Here is a 17,507-nt window from a genome sequence, read left to right on the forward strand (position 1 = left end):
AAGAGTAATGATCAAATCGGTTTTTCTGGCTGTATCAATGATGGTTCCCACGATTGCAGCCGCGAATTGTTACGGGGCAGGACAGACATTGTTTTCCTGTGGGTTTTCGAACGGCAAATCGGTTCATGTCTGCCTGTCGAAATCCGACGAGGTAACGTACCGTTTTGGCGTAAAAGGCGAAGAGCCTGAACTGGAGCTAGTTCGCCAAGCCTCCGATGTGCATATGCAGCCGTGGCACGGTGTCGGACGCGCGATCTGGGAAGTCATTCGCGTTACGAACAGCGGATACGCGTATGAAATGTCGTACTCTATCGACCGAATGGACGAAACCATCCCGATCTATGGCAGCCTGACAGTTCTACGCGGCGATGAAACGCTGGCGATTTTGGAATGCGTCGAAGGCACCGTCGCGAGGCACGATTTCTCCCCCCTCTTTGAGGCAAAAGAACAGGCTGGTCAAAATTGGTGCGCCAACGAACAAACCTGGTCATTTAAGGACTGCCAATAAAAAAACGCCCCGAAGGGCGTTTTGATTAGGATTTGTACAGCGATGCCAATTCTTTCTTGAGCGGGCCAAGGAACTGGTCATAGCGTTTCCAGCGCCCGATGGACGAACTGTAGATTGGCTGGCGCACTTGCCATGTGGAAATAGTGCGGGCCGCGTTATCGTTGTTTTGATAATTCAGGCAGGCCTCGTCCCAATCCAGACTCAGTGCCGAAATCGTGGATTTCGCAGTCGTTTCCAAGTCGTTCACCATGTCCTCGTACCGGACGGTGGCGATTTGCAGCGGCAGCACCGATTTCCAATGCTGCATCAGGCCCAAATGGTATTTGTAATAACGGCCCAGCTGGTCCAGCGATTGGGTGTACCCGTGATTGCCCGATAGGGGGCTCATGTAGCAGGATGTGCAAGTGTCCATCGGGTCACGTACTGCGTGAATGACGCGCGCTTTGGGGAATAATTTCGCAATCAGGCCCAGACGTTCGAAGTTATGAAGAAACTTATCAACCCCGCGCAGCGCGCCGTCAGGCAGGCGTGATTTCATGTGGGTCAGATAGTCACCTGCGGCCCGCGCGGATGTTTCCGAATTGATACCACGGATTACATCAACCATGCGTTTGCCGTCGTAGATGCCCAATTTCAAACGGCTGCTGATGTCGTTCATCGCCAAGCTTTCGCCGATGCCGCCGATCTGTGGATGCGCGGTCAACACCTGTTCCAGCAGCGTGCTGCCACTGCGCGGCATACCAACGATGAATACAGGCGTTTCGTCGTTCGATCCTGTTGCGCCAAAGAAATCAGCGCGGGTCAGGTTTTGCGTTTGGCTTTGAACAAAATGGACATATCGTTTTTCATCAAAACGGGCAGGGGCCGCAGCTTTGGCCATGTGAACCAATTTGAACGCATCGTCGTGGTTGCCCAAATCGGTTTCGATTTTCGACACTAGTCTCGCACCTCTGGCAAAGGTCAGTCGGTCCGTTTTCTGTAGGAGCGGTAATAGACGTTCTTTGGCATCTACATAGATCGGATTGTCGGCGGTGATTTTGTTGGCGGTCGAATAGAGCGAAAGGCCGCTTAGGTCGTTTGGGAAATCCTTTGCCAGGTCTTCGGCAATTTTGGTTGCGCCGTCCAAATCGCCTGTGTTTACGAGCAGGCGGCCCAATTCGCGGCGGGCGAATTTGTGGTTTGGTTTGGATTTGATCACTGCGTCCAATAGGGGGCGAGCGGCGGCTTCGTCACCTGATTTGCGCAAAATGACTGCATAGATGTATTGGATTTCAGTGTTCTTGCGATCGAGCTTGTGCGCTTTTTCCGCCAATTTGACAGCGGTTTGTAGCTGATTTTGTTCGGCTTCGACCTGCGCGGCAAGGATCAGTGCCTTTGACGATTTATTGGTATTTGCAACCAACTGTTTCGCAAACGCAGATGCAAATCGCGCCCCACCTGGGCGGCGCAGATAAAATTCTGTGATCGCGGTTAGGGCAGGGGGCGATTTGGGATCTTTTTGAACCAACTGGCGCAAAAGTTTCTCTGCGCCAGTGATGTCACCGGATTGTTCCAGTTTTGCAGCGTCTTTGATCGCGTTTGCCATGCGTGCCTCCAAGTTTGGGCGACACAGACCATAGGTCGCGGCCCTTGGCAAGCGTAGGGTCGATCAGGCTAATACATCAGCCAATGGCGTGGTTTTTCGACCGATCAGCTGCGACAGGGTGTGGCTGTCGTCGAATAGCCATCCGTCGGCTGCGCGCGCATCGCTGTCGGCCAAAACGCCTGCGAAACCTTCGGGTAGGCCCGCATCGACCAGTACCGATCTATAAGCGTCTTCGGGCAGGTTGACGTATTCAACGGCAGTGCCTTTTGCGGCAGTCACAGCATCGGCAAAATCGGACAGTGTGAACGCGGTATCGCCTGCCAGTTCGTAGGTTTTGCCAGCGTGATCCGACCCTGCCAAAACGGTCGCAGCCGCCGCCGCATAATCGGCACGGGTTGCTGCGGCGAATTTGCCGTCACCTGCGGCGCCAAAATGTTTACCCATTCCGACCGCTTGTTCGGTTTGGCCGCTGATGTTTTCGATGTACCACCCGTTGCGCAGCAACGTGTAAGGAATGCGAGATGCTTTGATCGCGGTTTCGGTTGCTTTGTGTTCTGCGGCCAATGCCATTGGGCTTTCTTCGGCGCGCAGGATGGACGTGTAGGCGATATAGCCGACGCCAGCCTGTTTCGCGGCTTCGATGACGGCGGTATGTTGGCGGACGCGTTCCCCAACGGCCGAGCTAGAGATCAGCAGTAGTTTATTAACGCCCTCGAACGCGGGCGCCAGAGTTTCAGGTTTATCGTAGTCGCCGATGCGTGTCGCGATGCCTTTATCCGCGTATAATTTTGCGGCATCGTCAGAACGGACCAGCGCGATGATGTCATCTTTGTTCACCAGCGTTGCTAGGTGGTCGATCACTAGTTGGCCCAATTGGCCGGAAGCGCCTGTAATTAGGTGTGTCATTGTCGTCTCCAGTTTAGAATCGGTTGCTAGTCTCATTTAGAGACCTTATGTCTGATCCGTAAGGAGGCAGGTTTTTTGCCATAGGTTACGAAAAGGGAACCGCCATGCGTGACGTGCAGCAAAACAGATTGGACGAATGGAAGGCGCAGGGGTTTGATCCCACGGCCTGTCCTGTGCGGCAGGTGTTGGACCACGTCGCTGCGAAATGGACCATGCTGATCCTGCTGGAACTGGCGAACGGACCCGCGCGGTTTAATGCGCTGGGGCGGGCGTTGCCGGATATTTCCAAACGGATGCTGACCCAAACATTGCGCGATCTGGAACGCGACGGTTTGGTCACACGCGAAGTGTTCCCGACCAAGCCGCCTTCGGTCGAATATACGCTGTCGCCCATGGGCCAGTCTTTGCTATCCGCGATGGATGGGCTGTTTGATTGGGCCAACGACAATTTCGATCACATCAAACAGGCGCGCGACGTATACGCTCAGGGGTAGGTGATGACACATCAATTGATTAACGTTCCGACCAACGGACAGGGTTTGTACGAATTCACGCGCAGCGTTCAGCAATTCGTTCATGGGCGCGGGGATGGGCTGCTGACTTTGTTCGTGCGGCACACGTCCTGTTCCCTGTTGATCCAGGAAAATCACGACCCAGAGGTGCGTGTGGACATGCGCGAGTTTTTCCACAGGCTGGTGCCACCAACCACGGACCCGTCGATGTCATATCTGACCCACACATACGAAGGCCCAGATGATATGCCCGCCCATATCAAGGCGGCGCTGCTGCCTGTCAGCTTGTCAATTCCCGTCATTTCAGGACGTGCTATGTTGGGAACGTGGCAAGGTGTTTACCTTTTCGAACATCGGGACCGACCTCATGATCGTCAGGTCGTTGCGCAGCTTTTGACTGAATCTTGATTGCCACATCATATGGTGGGGCAAAATTGACTCTATCCAAATGTAGCGGAGGCCCCTATAGTACCTGTGGATAACTGGTGGATAAACCAGATTTAGGCGGTAAGGGGACAGGTCTATGCGTTGCCCATTTTGCGGAAACGTCGATACGCAGGTAAAAGACAGCCGTCCGGCTGAAGATCACGTAGCCATTCGTCGTCGGCGTTTCTGCCCGGCTTGTGGTGGTCGTTTCACAACATATGAACGGGTCCAGTTGCGGGATCTGGTGGTGATCAAATCCAACGGTCGCCGCGAAGATTTTGATCGCGACAAACTGGAACGATCAATCCGTATTGCACTCCAGAAACGTCCTGTCGAACCGGAACGTATGGATCAGATGATTTCTGGTATCGTACGCCGTTTGGAAAGCATGGGCGAAACCGACATTCCGTCGAAAACCATTGGCGAGATCGTGATGGAGGCTTTGGCCCGCATTGATACCGTTGCCTATGTGCGTTTCGCGAGCGTGTACAAGAATTTCCAAGCAGCCGATGATTTCGATAAATTCATCGACGAACTGCGGCCTGACGTTCCACCAAACTCGTGAATTTTACGGCAAGTGACGAACGATACATGCGTCTTGCGCTGTCTTTGGGGCGGCGCGGGATGGGGCGTGTTTGGCCGAACCCTGCGGTTGGATGCGTAATCGTTCAAGGCGACATTATCGTTGGTCGTGGTCGCACCGCTGATGGCGGGCGGCCCCATGCGGAACCCGTTGCGTTGGGGCAGGCAGAGGACCGTGCGCGCGGCGCAACCGCCTATGTCACACTGGAACCCTGTGCCCATTTTGGCAAAACACCGCCCTGCGCGAATGCGTTGATTGAAGCAGGCGTTGCGCGTGTAGTTATTGCTTGCACGGACCCTGACCCGCGCGTGTCAGGGCAGGGCATCGCGATGCTCCGTGCGGCTGGGATCACAGTTGATGTGGGACTATGCGAGGCTGAAGCGCAGCGCGATCACGCCGGATTTTTCGGTCGCATCACCAATAACCGCCCTTGGGTGACCTTGAAACTTGCCTGCACGTTGGATGGCCGGATCGCAACGGCGACGGGTGAAAGCCAGTGGATCACAGGGCCAGAGGCGCGCCGCATGGTCCATGCGCAACGTGCGCGGCATGATGCGGTTATGGTTGGGGCAGGGACTGTTCGTGCAGACGACCCATCATTGACTGTGCGTGATATGGGCGTTGATCGCCAACCTGTACGTGTTGTTGTGTCGCGACAGATGGATTTGCCGACCGATTGCACGTTGACGCGGACGGCGCGCGATATTCCCGTTTGGGTCTGCAACGCAGCATCGGACACGCAGGTTGCGCCGTGGGTCGATGCGGGGGCTGTATCCCTGCCTTGTGCTGTGACCGATGGTCAGATTGATGTGACATCTGCGTTGGCAGCTTTGGCGCAAAATGGGCTGACGCGGGTGTTTTGCGAAGGCGGCGGCGCTTTGGCGGCGTCTTTGTTGCAGGCCGATTGTGTCGACGAATTGGTCGTGTTCACAGCGGGTATGGGGATCGGGGCCGAAGGTCTGGCTGGATTGGGTCCAATGGGTATTTCGCACCTATCAGACGCGCCCCGTTTCGATCTAATTGAGGTTACACCTGTCGGCGCGGATATCATGTCGCGTTGGCAACGGCGTTAACGCCACAAGAACGCAAAGCTGGAAAATACCCCTTGTAGTTTTGACAGCAGGTTCAGCATAGGTGGCCCGTTCGGTATGTCGTCCGCCTCTAGCCTGTCTAGAATAACCTCGATCGGGCAGGGTAACCCTGTTACGGGGTCGAAATAGCGTGGGTATTCGATCAGACAGGCATGGACAAAGGTTTCCAGATCGGGGCGCGCTGCCCGCCGTTCTATTGGCATTCCGCGATCCAGCGTCAGGCCCCAGCCCGCATAAAACGGCTGTCCAAATGTCACCACCCGTTTGCCGCGTAGCAAGGCTTCGAACCCAATTGTCGAGGTCATCGTCCAGACTTCGTCTACGATTTCCAATGCGGCATGTGCGCTGACATTCGTTAGGATCGCATCGGCAAAATCGGCTGCATTCGGTACGTGACCTTTGCGCAGGCCAGCTTCTACATCGGGATGTGGTTTGAATAGGATCGTGGCGGCGGGATTTGCTTTGCGCGTCGCCTCTAGCAATTGGGCGTTCGTGTGGATTTCTGCGGTGCCAAGTCTAATCGATGCGTCGTCTTCGACTTGACCGGGAACCAATATGCGCCGACCAGTGGGTAGATCGGTGGGGATATCGTCAACGCCCATATTATATTTGCTGATCCCCGCACGGTTCAGTCGCGCAATCACTTTGCCAGCGCGGACCAGATCGTGGGCATGGGGCGTGTGCGAATTCAGGATATGTTCCAATCGTGACGGCCGCGACGGATCGTAATAGATCCCCATGTCATCCAGAACGAGGCTAAGTGGCGGTGTCAGAGCCGCCCCCAATCCACGTGATCGCACAAAGCCGTCTTCGACCCTAACAGCGCCAGCGGCATCTAACTGGTCCGTGGTGTTTCCAGCCCAGACCATGATTGGTCTGCCCGATCGTTCGGATTTGGCGATCGTATTTTTATCGGCAAAAATAACGGGCTGATACCGACCAAATGCCTTTTGTAGCGGGCCACGTTTCCATAGCCGCATACCTGAAGCGATCCATCCGTGACTGTCTTCTTGGTAACTGCGGGCCTCGGCCTCTATCGCGGCTAGGGCGGTTTCGAAATCGCACAGGCAATCGCGGAACGGATCATACCATGCAGGATACAATAGCATCGCGGCTGCGAATAACTGGGCGCGGGTCAGGGGGCGCTGTCTGCGTGCGATTGGGTGTTCGTCCTGCGTCAGCCCCCATCCAGCATAAAACGGTTGGCCGAAAACACGCGGTTTATGGCCTGCGATGATTGCCTCGAACCCCAATTGGGATGACACGGTATAAACCGCAATCGCACCATCTAATAAAGCCTGAGGGCTAATCGCATCATCGTATAATTCGATCCCGTCCGTGCAGTCCTTGTCCCGATAATGGCCTTCGCGGTGGCCAGCGGTGGTTTCGGGATGGGTTTTAATGAGGATGCGCGCGTTTGGGTGTTCTTCGCGGGCGATGAACAGCATTTCGCGGAACGTGTTACGATTGGCGCGACTGGCTGTGACGCTTGCGTCTTTGGCCGTTTGATCAACGACCAATACATAGCCAGGCTCGGGGGCAGTAACACGCGGATCGTGGTTGTTGTATTTCGATAGATGATTGCGTCGAATGCGGTCCATGCCCGACCGTGCCCGCGACAATAGCGCGGCGTCGTCTAACGGGTGTTCCTTTAGGATTTGTTCCAATCGGGATGGCGTTTCGGGATCAAAGTGCACGCCCATATCATCAATGCACAGCCCAATGGGCAAAGCGCCGTCGCGTCCCAGCCCAACTGATCGAATGAACGCGTCCTCAACGCGCAAAATCGGGGCATCGCGTTTGGTTGCAACAGCTTCGCCGCGGGGTGATGTCGGGCTTTGCCCCCAGACGCCGACCATGTCGCCATCAGAAGGGGCGCCTATGCTGATATCGTAACCGCATAGGTCCAGAATACGGCGCAACCGTTTTTGCGTTAAAAAGCCACCGTTATAAACATACAGCCGCCGCGGGGATATCCCTGCGGCGGCTGGAGTCCATTCAGGAGCGTGCATTACTGGAACGCGGACCGTGCGGTATCCGCTGCGGTCAACGAACCAGTCGCTGCGGCAACGGCTTTGTTGAACTGAACGAATGGTGCTTCGGTCACGTAAACGGTGTCTTGGTCGCGGATCGCAAAATCGCGGGCCATGAACATGCCATTCGGGCGCGTTAGGTCCAAAACGTAGATGATGCGCTGATCGCCGACCAGATCGTTGCGCGCCAGCAATTGGTTCGCGATTTCAGCGGGTTCATTGCGGAATACGAAAACGCCTGTTGGGTCGGCTAGGTTGGATGACAGGCCGCCGACCGTTGCGATTGCTTCGATCGCAGAGATCGCTTTGGATTCGAACGGGATTCGGTTTTGCGCGCCTGTTGCGCCAAGCGCGGTAAAGGTGCGGCTGTCTTCGGTGACATAGATTTTGTCGCCCGCACGCAGTGCAATGTCCGCGGCTGGGTGTTCAAATAGGTCTTCGTACCAGATTGTGCCGCTGGTGCTGCCACGTTGAACGGTCACTTGTGCGATCTCTGGCTGGACGGCAACACCACCCGCTGCGGCCAGCATTGCGGCCAGTGTACGCGTCGGGCGCTCAATCGGGTAGACACCTTGGCCGCCGACGGCACCAGATACAGATACGGTCGCGCCATCGCCTGCCAAACGACGTACCTGAACCTGCGGTTCTGGCGTTTGTTCGGCCAATTTTTCGGTAATGATCTGGCGGATACGTTCAGGGCTATTACCAGCTGCGCGAATGCGGCCCGCGTATGGAACAAAGATAAACCCGTTCCCGTCCACCTGAATTTCGTTCAGCACGGTTGCTGGTTGTCCCTGAGGAACAAGCAAACCGTCATCAACGTTTTCCCAAATGGTCAGGCCCAGAATGTCGCCAGGCTGCACTGTGTCAGATCCGACGATGCCAGCGTTTTCTAGTGACGCGGCAAAGCCAAGGGCGGGGGACACCGATGCAATGCGGTTGATGCGGTCATCAACGATCAGCACGAAAGCATCGCCTTCGCGCATGACAGAGCCCGCATAAATTTCGGACTTATTCGGGCCCGAACGCGGAAGTCCACAGGACGCCAACGCGGTCACTGCGGCAATCACGGCCACGCCTCGGGCTAGGCGTAAACTCAGGGTGGTCACTGCTACGGTCTCCTCGACCTATTATTTTTGCCTCGCATTTTGACACGAACGTAACCTGCGTTGCATCAAAAATCCAGTATTTACAAAAATCTGGGGCGACATGTTGCAGTGCCGCCAGAACGTTAATGTCGGTAAACGGTCTAGTTGACGACACGCAATGATTGCCGAGGCGCAATTTTACCCGACCGCAGCGCGTCATATGGGTCTTCGTTGTCCAGCATCATGTCGACAATTTGGCGCATTAACTGGCGGCGGCCGCGTGATGAATAGAACCCGCCGGGCACTTGGGATGTTTCCAGCAGAAACCTGCGATAGTCGCGATAGGCACGATTATCAGGGCGACCGGGCTGGGCAAAAAACTGTGGCAAAGGCAGCGTCGATACGAATTCAGGTTTATCGTAAACGGCGGCCCCAAATACCTTGAGCGGGATAGACCGCCACAACACCTGCTGCGCTGCCGTGGAATTTACTGTTACCGCTGTCCGCGCATGATCCAGAAGTCGCGCCAATTTGCCGCCGCGGATATAATGAATGCGATCCGCAACACCCAGCTCCGCAGCGATGCGTTTGATATTTTTGCGGGTTGGGGATTTGTCGTTTTCTAAGGGGTGCGCTTTGAACACCAAATGGTGGTGGTGCGGGGCACCTTTGGCAAACCCGTCGATCACAACGCGCAGAAATTCCTCCATAGTCGCAAAGGGCGAATGGCGTTGAAAATTCGAGTCATGTTCCAGTTGCAGCAAAACCAGATGATAGGGAAAGCCGCCAAAGCGTACTCGCGTGGTCGAAATCATTCGATCCAACGCGATCAGAGGCATCAGCAGCAAGCGTTTGGTGTATAGCGCTGCTTCGCGAGTGACCGGCAATTCACGATGCGGGCGGAAATTGCGGAATTCGCGGTTACGGAACATGACGAACCAATGATACAGCGCGCCGTAAAACACATGCTGCCGCATATCGCCCCAATGGGCTGGGGGTTCGGGGATGTCCATGTCGGACCGTTCCAGATCCTTGCGCATGTCGTCGATCGACATTTGCATCAGGCGTGAATTGCCGTTCGTGCCGCCACGTTCATAGGTGACCCAGTAGGGACGCATGTATCCTTCTTCGAATACGTGGATGGTCAGCCCTTGGTCGCGGGCGATATCAACCGCTTGGGCGTGGATCGGGCGGACGTCGCCGTAAAGCACGATATCGGTGATCCCGCGATCATTAACCAGGTGCTTGAAATAATCGGCCCACTCATCTGGCGTTCCCGTGTATGGAATAAACCCTGCATCACCAAACGAAAATGCGCGGTCGCCTGCATTGAACCCAACGCGCCAGACTTTCGCCCCAGCCGCGCGAAGCATCTGCCCAAGCCGATGGAAAAACGGTCCATGCGGTCCCTGCAAAAACAGAAAATGGCGGTTGGCGTAATTGGTCACTCGATACACTTTGATCCGTTAAGGTTAAGATAGTCTAACCGCAGGCTTTGGCAGAATTAAGGCCTAAAATAGGACAGGTTCTTGTCTATTAGTAGTCAGAGAGATACCTCTGTTCCGGAATTGGAAAGGATTGCACATGTTCACAGGCATCATCACCGACGTCGGCGAGGTTCTAGAACTAGAACAGCGCGGCGATTTGCGGGCGCGGATCGGCACGGTTTACGACGTGGATGGCATTGATATCGGTGCATCTATTGCCTGTAACGGGTGCTGTCTGACCGTTGTTGCGCTGGGCCGTGAACCGCGCAATTGGTTCGATGTGGAAATCAGCGCCGAAAGCGTGGACAAAACCAATATTGGCGACTGGGCCGTTGGCAAACCGATCAATCTGGAGCGCGCGCTCAAGGTGGGCGACGAACTGGGCGGTCACATCGTATCTGGCCATGTCGATGGCGTTGCGGAATTGATCGACCTCAAAGACGAAGGCGACAGCACGCGTATGACGTTCCGTGCGCCGGATGAACTGGCGAAATTTATTGCGCCCAAAGGATCGGTTGCGTTGAACGGAACGTCTTTGACTGTGAACGATGTGGATGGTGCCACCTTTGGGATCAACGTGATCCCGCACACCAAAGAGGTCACCACTTGGGGCGATGTCGCAGTAGGCGACCGCATCAACCTCGAGATCGACACCATGGCCCGTTACGTCGCGCGTTTGCGCGAGTGGGATTGATCCGGCGCGGAAAAGGAAAACCCAATGTCCGAAAATTATGAAAACGCTGGCCCAGTAGAGCGGGAATTGCGCGACGCGATTTCCAGCATCGAAGAAATCATCGACGACGCCCGCAATGGCCGCATGTTCATTCTGGTCGATCATGAAGACCGCGAAAACGAAGGCGATTTGGTGATCCCCGCGCAAATGGCAACGCCTGATGCAATCAATTTCATGGCGACCCACGGGCGCGGGTTGATCTGCCTGACACTTGCGTCGGAACGGATCGAACAGCTGGGCTTACCGCTGATGGCGACCAACAATTCGTCGCGCCACGAAACGGCCTTTACCGTATCGATCGAAGCCCGCGAAGGCGTCAGTACAGGCATTTCCGCCGCTGACCGCGCGCGCACCATTTCGGTGGCAATCGATGCGTCCAAAGGCGCGCAGGATATCGCAACGCCTGGTCACGTGTTCCCTCTGCGTGCCCGTGACGGCGGGGTTTTGGTTCGCGCGGGCCATACCGAAGCCGCGACCGATATTTCCCGCCTTGCTGGTTTGAACCCTTCGGGCGTGATCTGCGAGATCATGAAAGAAGACGGCGAAATGGCCCGCCTGCCTGATCTGGTGGCTTTCGCGCAATTGCATGGTCTGAAAATCGGAACCATCGCTGATCTGATCGCCTATCGTCGTCGCCATGACAATCTGGTTATGGTGACAGATGAACAGTCCATTACGTCGGAATTCGGCGGTGATTGGACGATGAAGGTGTACACCGACAAAACCCAAGGGTCGGAACATTTGGCGCTGGTCAAAGGTGATATTTCTGGCGACGATCCTGTGCTGGTGCGTATGCATTCGCTGGACCCGATGCTGGATATGGTCGGGGCCGGTGACGCGGGCCGCGCGTTTGAATTTTCGACATCGATGAAAATGATTGCCGAACAGGGGCGCGGTGTTGTGGTTCTGCTGCGCGATCTAGAAATGAAAATCACCTCGACCGAAGAACAGCACCCCAGCACCTTGCGCCAATATGGTTTGGGCGCGCAGATTCTGTCAAACCTTGGGCTGTCGAAAATCATCCTTTTGACGAACAGCCCGAAACCCAAAGTCGTCGGTCTGGACGCCTATGGTCTGGAAATCGCGGGCACCCGCAAAATCAACGGAGACGCCTAATGGCCGGTATTTCGCATCACATTCTGCCGCGTCCTGAATTCGACAAGGCTGTGAAAATCTGCATCGTCGTTGCGCCTTATTACAAAGATATCGCCGACCAACTGGTTGCCGGCGCGAAGGCCGAGATCGAGGCCGCTGGCGGCACATACGAAGTGGTCGAGGTTCCCGGCGCGTTAGAAATTCCTACCGCTATTGGCATCGCGGCGCGTATGTCGAATTTTGACGGCTATGTCGCGCTGGGCTGTGTGATCCGTGGTGAAACCACCCACTATGACACCGTCTGCAACGATTCGAGCCGCGCCATTACATTGTTGGGCCTGCAGGGGCATTGCATTGGCAATGGTATCCTGACGGTTGAAAACTATGAACAGGCGGCGGTGCGTGCTGATGTGAATGATCAAAACAAAGGTGGCGGCGCTGCTGCTGCGGCCTTGCACCTGATCGCATTGGGCCGTAAGTGGGGGCCTTCTGGAAAACTCGGATTCACGTCTGACATTCTGCTGGCCCGCGAAGGCTAAGGATATCTGCCCAATGACCATGTCGAACAACCAACGCCGCAAACTGAAATCTGCGTCCCGCTTTTTCGCGGTTCAGGCGCTGTTCCAGATGGAGCTGTCGGGCCAAACGGTCGAGGCAGTGACTAAGGAATTTATCGATTTCCGTTTTGCCGAAGAATTCGACGACGTGGAAATGCAGGACGGCGATCCGGGCATGTTCCGCGCGTTGGTCGATAATGCTGTGAATAATCAGGCGAAAATCGACCAAATGACCGACCGCGCGTTGGTGGAAAAATGGCCTCTGGGCCGTATTGATTCCACCCTGCGTGCGTTGTTCCGTGCGGCGGGCGCTGAACTGATCGAAGGTGAAACGCCGCCCAAAGTGGTCATTGTTGAATTCGTTCAGATCGCCGAAGCGTTCCACCCAGAAAGCAAAGAGCCAAAGTTCGTGAATGCGGTGCTTGATCACATGGCACGTGAAGCGCGACCAGAAGAATTTTAAGCGCTTTTTGTCTCATCCGATTATTATCGGCTTGCAGATCGCTAAATAGGGCCTACGTTACTATTAGGTAAACACGAAAGGTGGACGCTATGAACGGTATTAAAATGATCGCACGCACTGTTGTTTCGGCAATCGACGCGGCTCTATCGTTCCTCGTCCCTGATGTACGCGAACCCGCACGCATCAAAGTCGCCCAAGAACCAAAGCGCCGTTACAACGCGCGCAACCTGTAAGGTGCGATGTGGCTGGTCTGCCGCAAAACAACAGCTTTGACCGCCCAAAATTTGCAAGGTTCCGCCGCCATTTCATTTGGGCGGGGCTTTGCCTGATCGCGATTGGTATATTGTCGATCACCTTTCCATTTATTTTCAGCATCCTGACCAAATTCTTGATTGGCATCGTCTTTGTGATGGTTGGTGCTGTTTTCCTATATGAGTCCGTTTGGTCCCGCACGATTGCGGATACGACCGTTCATGGTGTGATCGCGCTGTTGTATTTGGTGTTGGGTGTCTACCTGTTGGCGCAACCGACCACGGGGTTGGTTGGTATGACCGTTTTCATCACCGCGACATTATTGATCGAAGGTTTCGGTAAGATGTTTTTTGCCCAGCGTCGCCGCCCTAGGCGGGGTTGGGCGTGGATGATGGCCAGCGGGGTCGCTGCGGTATTTGTTGGCGTGATGCTGATGATCTTGCTACCCGATTCAGCGCATTGGGCGATTGGTATGGCACTGGGGGCGAACGCGATGGCAACTGGCGTTGCCCTGACCGCTATTGCCTACGGCATGCGGACCTAAGGTAGGCGAGAACCACAGCGACCGTGCCACCCTTTATTCCCGAGGACCTGATATTTCAGGTGGGCGCCAGATAACTAGACCAGGATCCAGACAGAGCCAGCTCCCTCGGATTTGCTTAAGGCCACTGGAATGTAAGAGCTTAAGGCACGTGAAGAGCAGAAACTCGCCTGATCCGTCATCTAGTATTGAGCGCCGTTGCATTCAAGGGGGCAGGGCGCACTTGACCGATGTTCACGTATTGTTCATGATCCCCATATGGCTGATATTTCCCCAGATGACCGCATCATGATGCCCGGCCAGATTTTGGCCCGGGGTGTCTGCCGCCACCTTTTGTCCCATGATTTCGTCACGGTCGAAGAATTGGTTCCGACCCGCGGTTTGCGTGTGGATGTGATGGCGCTGGGGCCAAAGGGCGAAATTTGGGTGGTCGAATGCAAATCGTCCCGCGCTGATTTTCAATCAGACAGCAAATGGCAGGGCTATTTGGAATGGTGTGATCGGTTTTTCTGGGCGGTTGATGCCGATTTCCCGACCGAATTGCTGCCTGCCGAAACCGGTCTGATCATTGCGGATGGATACGGCGGTGAAATCGTTCGTATGTCGCCTGAGTCGAAACTTGCGCCTGCGCGGCGCAAGGTCATGATCCAAAAATTTGCGCGTCACGCCGCGATCAGACAGATGGCGGCGCGTGATCCGCAATTTAACGTCGCGTTTTAGGGGCCGACCCACGGGCCGCCATTGCCGCTGCGCGGATTTCTTCGGCGATTTCTTCGGCTTCCTCGGGTTCAAAATCCATTGGGATTTCGATTCCCGTAGCTTCGATAAACAAGCGTACCATGCCCGCATCGGTCGGGCCGATTTGCAGGTTCGCTTCGATGTCGCGTTCGTCGTTGATCCCCATGACATTCTCCTAAGCTGGCGATGGGGGTGACTATCGCGTTCTGCATAAAAGTTTCAAGGTGATTGCAAAAAACGGACAAAGGCGGCTTGCATTCAGATCGCACTGGGGCTAAATCGCCCGCAGTGCCGCCTTAGCTCAGTTGGTTAGAGCGCCTGATTGTGGATCAGGAGGTCCCCCGTTCGAGCCGGGGAGGTGGTACCACTCTCATCCAGAGAAACAAAAAGGTCCGCAGCATCCGCTACGGGCCTTTTGTTTTTGGGCCTAATGCCTGTGCCACCTTGCTCCTGCGCACAGTTTCCACTAGGCCGATACCGATTTATTTTGCCACGACGGATCGAAACATGCGCCTCTCCCGCTATTTTCTGCCGGTTTTAAAAGAAAACCCAGCCGAAGCCCAAATCGTATCGCACCGCCTGATGCTGCGCGCGGGCATGATCAAACAGCAATCCGCTGGTATCTATTCCTGGTTGCCGCTGGGTTTCAAAGTGCTGCGCAAGATCGAAGATATTGTTCACGATGAACAAATCCGCGCAGGGCACATCCCGATGCAGATGCCAACCCTGCAAACGGCTGATCTGTGGCGCGAGTCTGGCCGCTATGACGCTTACGGCCCTGAAATGCTGCGCATGAAAGACCGTCATGACCGCGACATGCTGTTTTCGCCAACCGCCGAGGAAATGTTCACCGACGTATTCCGCGCACATGTCAGCAGCTACAAAGACCTGCCGCTGACGCTGTACCAAATCCAGTGGAAATTCCGCGACGAAGTGCGCCCGCGTTTCGGTGTGATGCGTGGCCGTGAATTTTACATGAAAGACGGTTATAACTTTGACCTGACCAAAGAGGATGCGCTGCACGCTTATAACCGCCACTTGGTCAGCTATCTGCGCACCTATGAACGTATGGGTTTGCAGGCGATTCCAATGCGTGCAGATTCCGGCCCGATTGGCGGCGATGACACCCACGAATTCCTAGTTTTGGCTGAAACAGGCGAATCCGAAGTGTTCTATGACGCCCAGATCACCGATCTGACCTTTGGCGACCGTGAAATTGACTATGACGATCGCGCAGCCTGTCAGGGTGTGTTGGAAGAGTTCACCAGCCGCTATGCGCGCACTGATGAAACGCACGACGAAGCCGCATTTAACGAAGTGCCAGAAGAGCGCCGCCGCGTTGCCCGCGGTATCGAGGTTGGCCAGATCTTCTATTTCGGCACCAAATATTCCGAAGCGATGAACGCCACCGTAGTGGACAGCGAAGGCAATAAAGTGCCTGTTCACATGGGATCGCACGGTATCGGTGTGTCCCGTCTGCTGGGCGCGATCATTGAGGCGAACCACGACGACAATGGCATCATCTGGCCAGAAGGTGTGACGCCATTCCACGTCGGTATCGTGAACCTGAAGCAAGGCGATGAAGAAGCGGATGCTGCCTGTGAAGCGTTGTACAAAGAGTTTGAGGCTGCTGGCCTAGAACCACTTTATGATGACCGCAAAGAACGTGCTGGCGGCAAATTCGCGACTATGGATCTGATTGGTCTGCCATGGCGCATTACCGTTGGCCCACGCGGCCTGAAGAACGGTGTTGTCGAGCTTACCAGCCGCCGCACTGGCGAAAGCGTCGAGCTATCGCCTGCAGATGCAGTTGCAAAAATCAAAGAGATTTACGCGAAGCACCCCGATCCAAAGGGCGCATGATTTTCGCCTGTTGTTAAAATGCAAAGCCCCGCCAGTGTGCGGGGCTTTATTTTTATATGCGCCTTGCGGCGCGGTGGGCGCCCGGGGCTGCCGGTAAGCGCATTGTTGTGCGGCCTGATATTGCTCTTGGGGGCGGGGGGGCGTAAAGCAGGACCATGAAAATACTTTTCCTTGGCGATGTGGTTGGCCGCGGCGGACGTGCGGCTGTTGTTGAACGGCTTGCGAAGATGCGTGAGGCGTGGAAGTTGGATTTTGTCGTTGTGAACGGCGAAAACGCCACGCGCGGGATGGGGCTGTCCGGCGAACACGCCAAGGCATTATTGGATGCGGGTGCTGACGTGATCACGCTGGGCGATCACGCGTTCGATCAAAAGGACATGATGAGCTTTTGCGAACAAGAGCCGCGCATCATCCGTCCGATTAACTTTTCCAAAGTCGCGCCGGGCAAAGGCGCACGGGTTTTCACAACCACTCGTGGTCAAAAAGTGTTGGTCGCGCAGGTACTGGGCCAAGTGTTCATGAAGCGTGCCTTTGACGATCCGTTTTCGGCCATGGATCAGGTGCTGCGCCAGTTTCCTTTGGGCGGTTTGGTGCAGGCGGCATTGGTTGATGTGCATTGCGAGGCGACATCCGAAAAAATGGCAATGGGCCATTTCTGCGACGGCAAGGCTAGCGTCGTTGTGGGCACACATACCCATGTACCGACAGGCGACGCGCAGATTTTGCCGAACGGCACCGCGTTCCAGTCTGATGCGGGCATGTGCGGCGACTATGACAGCGTCATCGGCATGAACAAAGCCGAACCTATGCGCCGTTTCGTGACAGGCATGTCCAAGGGCCGTTTCGAACCCGCCATGGGCGAGGCGACCCTGTCGGGGCTATACGTGGAAACTGATGACCGCACCGGCAAAGCAACGCGCGTAGAAATGGTGCGCAATGGTGGCCGTTTGGCGCAATCTGGCCCTAGTCCGCTGTAAGTTTGGCGAAATATACTTGCGCGTAGAAATGCCTATGGCAAATATGCCTTGCTAATAACGCGAGGATTC

General features: G+C 55.4%; 20 protein-coding genes and 1 tRNA gene. 15 read left to right on the forward strand and 6 right to left on the reverse strand.

Annotation, left to right across the window (positions count from 1 at the left end):
• Positions 1–7 precede the first annotated feature (7 nt).
• Positions 8–508, forward strand: a complete 501-nt coding sequence (locus BVC71_RS02285; RefSeq protein ID WP_086450011.1) for a hypothetical protein — start codon at positions 8–10, stop codon at positions 506–508.
• Between the two features lie 25 nt (positions 509–533).
• Here BVC71_RS02285 and BVC71_RS02290 read toward each other — a convergent pair whose 3' ends face one another.
• Both BVC71_RS02290 and BVC71_RS02295 read right to left on the reverse strand, forming a co-directional pair.
• Complete coding sequence (locus BVC71_RS02290; RefSeq protein WP_086450012.1) at positions 534–2,093, reverse strand: tetratricopeptide repeat-containing sulfotransferase family protein; 1,560 nt, start codon at positions 2,091–2,093, stop codon at positions 534–536.
• 63 nt (positions 2,094–2,156) lie between these two features.
• On the reverse strand, positions 2,157–2,999 hold the full coding sequence (locus BVC71_RS02295) for an SDR family oxidoreductase (RefSeq protein ID WP_086450013.1): 843 nt from the start codon (positions 2,997–2,999) through the stop codon (positions 2,157–2,159).
• 104 nt (positions 3,000–3,103) lie between these two features.
• On the opposite strand from BVC71_RS02295, the gene BVC71_RS02300 reads away from it, so the two are divergent.
• From BVC71_RS02300 to ribD, 4 genes are all read left to right on the forward strand, one after another.
• Entirely contained in the window at positions 3,104–3,493 is a 390-nt protein-coding gene (locus BVC71_RS02300; RefSeq protein WP_086450014.1) for a winged helix-turn-helix transcriptional regulator, read from the forward strand.
• Positions 3,494–3,496: 3 nt separating this feature from the next.
• Positions 3,497–3,919 carry a secondary thiamine-phosphate synthase enzyme YjbQ gene (locus tag BVC71_RS02305; protein ID WP_086450015.1) on the forward strand — a complete coding sequence of 141 codons (423 nt, stop codon included), beginning with the start codon at positions 3,497–3,499 and terminating at the stop codon, positions 3,917–3,919.
• A gap of 115 nt (positions 3,920–4,034) precedes the next feature.
• Positions 4,035–4,502, forward strand: coding sequence for a transcriptional regulator NrdR (gene nrdR, locus BVC71_RS02310; RefSeq protein ID WP_086450016.1), 468 nt, complete (start codon positions 4,035–4,037; stop codon positions 4,500–4,502).
• Entirely contained in the window at positions 4,499–5,593 is a 1,095-nt protein-coding gene (gene ribD / locus BVC71_RS02315) for a bifunctional diaminohydroxyphosphoribosylaminopyrimidine deaminase/5-amino-6-(5-phosphoribosylamino)uracil reductase RibD (RefSeq protein ID WP_276267259.1), read from the forward strand. The genes nrdR and ribD overlap by 4 nt, the downstream gene beginning before the upstream one ends.
• Here ribD and BVC71_RS02320 read toward each other — a convergent pair.
• From BVC71_RS02320 to BVC71_RS02330, 3 genes are all read right to left on the reverse strand, one after another.
• The gene (locus BVC71_RS02320) at positions 5,590–7,623 is read right to left on the reverse strand and encodes a capsular polysaccharide biosynthesis protein (RefSeq protein WP_086450018.1); all 2,034 of its coding nucleotides are present in this window, start codon (positions 7,621–7,623) and stop codon (positions 5,590–5,592) included. The genes ribD and BVC71_RS02320 overlap by 4 nt on opposite strands.
• On the reverse strand, positions 7,623–8,753 hold the full coding sequence (locus tag BVC71_RS02325) for a polysaccharide biosynthesis/export family protein (protein WP_240516752.1): 1,131 nt from the start codon (positions 8,751–8,753) through the stop codon (positions 7,623–7,625). The genes BVC71_RS02320 and BVC71_RS02325 overlap by 1 nt, the downstream gene beginning before the upstream one ends.
• Positions 8,754–8,893: 140 nt before the next feature.
• A complete protein-coding gene (locus BVC71_RS02330; RefSeq protein ID WP_240516753.1) occupies positions 8,894–10,180 on the reverse strand; it encodes a capsule biosynthesis protein in 1,287 nt (428 codons plus the stop codon).
• Between the two features lie 136 nt (positions 10,181–10,316).
• Between BVC71_RS02330 and BVC71_RS02335 the strand changes: the two genes are divergently transcribed.
• From BVC71_RS02335 to BVC71_RS02360, 7 genes are all read left to right on the forward strand, one after another.
• The gene (locus tag BVC71_RS02335; RefSeq protein WP_086450021.1) at positions 10,317–10,913 is read left to right on the forward strand and encodes a riboflavin synthase; all 597 of its coding nucleotides are present in this window, start codon (positions 10,317–10,319) and stop codon (positions 10,911–10,913) included.
• Between the two features lie 24 nt (positions 10,914–10,937).
• Positions 10,938–12,068, forward strand: a complete 1,131-nt coding sequence (gene ribB, locus BVC71_RS02340; RefSeq protein ID WP_086450022.1) for a 3,4-dihydroxy-2-butanone-4-phosphate synthase — start codon at positions 10,938–10,940, stop codon at positions 12,066–12,068.
• On the forward strand, positions 12,068–12,586 hold the full coding sequence (locus BVC71_RS02345) for a 6,7-dimethyl-8-ribityllumazine synthase (protein ID WP_086450023.1): 519 nt from the start codon (positions 12,068–12,070) through the stop codon (positions 12,584–12,586). The genes ribB and BVC71_RS02345 overlap by 1 nt, the downstream gene beginning before the upstream one ends.
• Before the next feature lie 13 nt (positions 12,587–12,599).
• A complete protein-coding gene (gene nusB, locus BVC71_RS02350; RefSeq protein ID WP_086450024.1) occupies positions 12,600–13,067 on the forward strand; it encodes a transcription antitermination factor NusB in 468 nt (155 codons plus the stop codon).
• A gap of 89 nt (positions 13,068–13,156) precedes the next feature.
• Complete coding sequence (locus BVC71_RS15415) at positions 13,157–13,300, forward strand: hypothetical protein (RefSeq protein WP_165767706.1); 144 nt, start codon at positions 13,157–13,159, stop codon at positions 13,298–13,300.
• Between the two features lie 8 nt (positions 13,301–13,308).
• A complete protein-coding gene (locus BVC71_RS02355) occupies positions 13,309–13,863 on the forward strand; it encodes an HdeD family acid-resistance protein (RefSeq protein WP_086450025.1) in 555 nt (184 codons plus the stop codon).
• A gap of 255 nt (positions 13,864–14,118) precedes the next feature.
• A complete protein-coding gene (locus BVC71_RS02360; protein ID WP_086450026.1) occupies positions 14,119–14,580 on the forward strand; it encodes an MmcB family DNA repair protein in 462 nt (153 codons plus the stop codon).
• On the opposite strand, the gene BVC71_RS02365 is transcribed toward BVC71_RS02360, so the two are convergent.
• Positions 14,564–14,764: a DUF6324 family protein gene (locus BVC71_RS02365; RefSeq protein ID WP_086450027.1), complete on the reverse strand. Its 201-nt coding sequence runs from the start codon at positions 14,762–14,764 to the stop codon at positions 14,564–14,566. The genes BVC71_RS02360 and BVC71_RS02365 overlap by 17 nt on opposite strands.
• Positions 14,765–14,888: 124 nt before the next feature.
• On the opposite strand from BVC71_RS02365, the gene BVC71_RS02370 reads away from it, so the two are divergent.
• From BVC71_RS02370 to BVC71_RS02380, 3 genes are all read left to right on the forward strand, one after another.
• Positions 14,889–14,965: transfer RNA gene (locus BVC71_RS02370), tRNA-His, on the forward strand.
• A gap of 140 nt (positions 14,966–15,105) precedes the next feature.
• The gene (gene proS / locus BVC71_RS02375; protein WP_086450028.1) at positions 15,106–16,461 is read left to right on the forward strand and encodes a proline--tRNA ligase; all 1,356 of its coding nucleotides are present in this window, start codon (positions 15,106–15,108) and stop codon (positions 16,459–16,461) included.
• A 155-nt stretch (positions 16,462–16,616) separates the two neighbouring features.
• Positions 16,617–17,438, forward strand: a complete 822-nt coding sequence (locus tag BVC71_RS02380) for a TIGR00282 family metallophosphoesterase (RefSeq protein WP_086450029.1) — start codon at positions 16,617–16,619, stop codon at positions 17,436–17,438.
• The last annotated feature ends 69 nt before the right edge of the window (positions 17,439–17,507 follow it).

It is taken from the genome of Marivivens niveibacter (assembly GCF_002150005.2).
In the GTDB taxonomy this organism is placed as follows: domain Bacteria; phylum Pseudomonadota; class Alphaproteobacteria; order Rhodobacterales; family Rhodobacteraceae; genus Marivivens; species Marivivens niveibacter.